At 53.4% G+C, this 1,593-nt stretch carries 3 protein-coding genes; 1 reads left to right on the top strand and 2 read right to left on the bottom strand.

Annotated elements, in window-relative coordinates; translation table 11 throughout:
* Nucleotides 1-169 (bottom strand): DNA-3-methyladenine glycosylase (locus tag lacNas_RS03395; RefSeq protein ID WP_201346591.1); only part of this gene is annotated, 169 nt, incomplete at its 3' end.
* Between the two features lie 112 nt (nucleotides 170-281).
* Here lacNas_RS03395 and lacNas_RS03390 point away from each other — a divergent pair.
* Nucleotides 282-653, top strand: a complete 372-nt coding sequence (locus tag lacNas_RS03390) for a DUF488 domain-containing protein (protein ID WP_201332160.1) — start codon at nucleotides 282-284, stop codon at nucleotides 651-653.
* Here lacNas_RS03390 and lacNas_RS03385 read toward each other — a convergent pair.
* Entirely contained in the window at nucleotides 640-1,338 is a 699-nt protein-coding gene (locus lacNas_RS03385) for an NAD-dependent protein deacylase (protein ID WP_201332159.1), read from the bottom strand. The two genes, lacNas_RS03390 and lacNas_RS03385, sit on opposite strands and share 14 nt — an antisense overlap.
* Nucleotides 1,339-1,593 lie beyond the last annotated feature (255 nt).

The following is a 1,593-nucleotide window of genomic DNA, read 5'->3' as shown; positions in this document are numbered from 1 at the left end:
GGCCCCCGTAGGAGTGGGCGGCCCGGTCTTCCGTGCCCAGGTAGGCCTCGGCCTCAACGATCCAGCCGCCTAGTTTTTCTTCGCCTGTTTGATAGTAAAAAGGGCGGCCGATCAGGTCCCGGCAGATCTCGCTGGTGGGCCGGCCGGTGAAAAAGTCCCTGTAATCCATTGCTTAACCAATCTTTCCATTTAAAATTGTATAATGAGAACAATAAGGGTTATCTAAATAAATTTTTTTCGTAATATCTAATAAATATAGAAGAAACAGAAAGCGTGTGTCTATGTCAACGATCAAAACAGTCCGTATTTACGCCAAAGAGCAGCCGGCCGGCTACCGGATCTTGGTGGACCGGCTCTGGCCCCGGGGGATCAAGAAGGAAGCCGCCAATTTGGACGAGTGGGTCAAGGACCTGGCCCCCAGCCGGGAATTACGGACCTGGTTCAAGCATGACCCGGCCCGGTACCAGGACTTCCGCCAGTACTATCTGGAAGAACTGGCAGACAATCCGGACTGGCCGCTTTTTGTCGGGCATTTGCGTGACCTTTTGGCAAAAGGAGACGTCCTTTTCCTCTACGCGGCCAAAGACGAAGACCACAACCAGGCTGTCGTCTTAAAAGAAGCCGCAGAAGCTGCCTTTCCTAAACTTGCTTAAAGACTTCCAGGGCGTCGCCGATCAGCTGCTGGATTCCTTGAGCCGGGATCTCGGTCAAATTGACGGCCCAGATCTTGGCGCCTTTTGGCGCGTAGCCTAAAAGGCCGGCGAAGGGGTAGACGACGAAGCTGGTGCCGACGATCACGACCAGGTCGCTAGACCGCAATTCTAAGATGGACTGGTTGACATTGTCCGGGTTGATGCCTTCCCCGTAAAGGACGATGCCGGGCCGGATGATGCCGCCGCATTCGTGCTTGTAGCCCTTGGCGTATTCCTCGTAGCTGACCTTTTCATGGCACTTGGAGCAGTAGATGTTGTAGAGGTTGCCGTGAAATTCGGTCACGTGCTGGTTGCCGGCCTTGCGGTCCAGAGTATCGATGTTTTGGGTGATGAGGGCCCCTTTTTCATTGCAGATGGCCGCGATCTTTTCGTGGATCAGGTTGGGCTTGGCGTCTGGGAAGTACATGTTTTGCATGACGAAGTCGTAAAAAAGCTGGGGCCGGTCATAAAGGGTCTCCTCGCTCAAGATGACTTCCGGCGGCTCGCTGACCCCGTTGTAGATCCCGGTCTTGGACCGGTAGTCGGGGATGCCGGAGTGGGTCGACACGCCTGCCCCGGTCAAAAAGACGGGGTGCTTGGCCTCTTTCAGGTCTTGCTTGAATTCAGAAAGTTTTGCTTGGTCCATTTTTTGCCTCTTTCTTAAGAAAAATCGGCTTGATGCCTTTTTGATTCTATTATAAGCGCTTGATTTGCTATAATTAAGCTACTAGTTTCAGAAGATATGATATTTGAGGTGAATCCATGGACACGTTATTTTACTTGGTCGTCGACACTTTGCTGGCGGCCTATGCCGGCTACAGCTGGTACTGCCAGGCCAAGGTGGTCATGCGGGCCCGCTGGCGGATGACGGCGGTCATCATGCCGATCCTGCTGGTCTGGC

The sequence above is a fragment of the Lactobacillus nasalidis genome, assembly GCF_016587775.1.
GTDB lineage: Bacteria > Bacillota > Bacilli > Lactobacillales > Lactobacillaceae > Lactobacillus > Lactobacillus nasalidis.
This window is presented reverse-complemented; position numbering and strand designations above follow the sequence as displayed.

Bases quoted from the DNA above. Each gene is read 5' to 3' on its own strand.
- lacNas_RS03390 (WP_201332160.1), top strand. From the start codon at position 282: ATGTCAACGATCAAAACAGTCCGTATTTACGCCAAAGAGCAGCCGGCC.
- lacNas_RS03385 (WP_201332159.1), bottom strand. From the start codon at position 1,338: ATGGACCAAGCAAAACTTTCTGAATTCAAGCAAGACCTGAAAGAGGCC.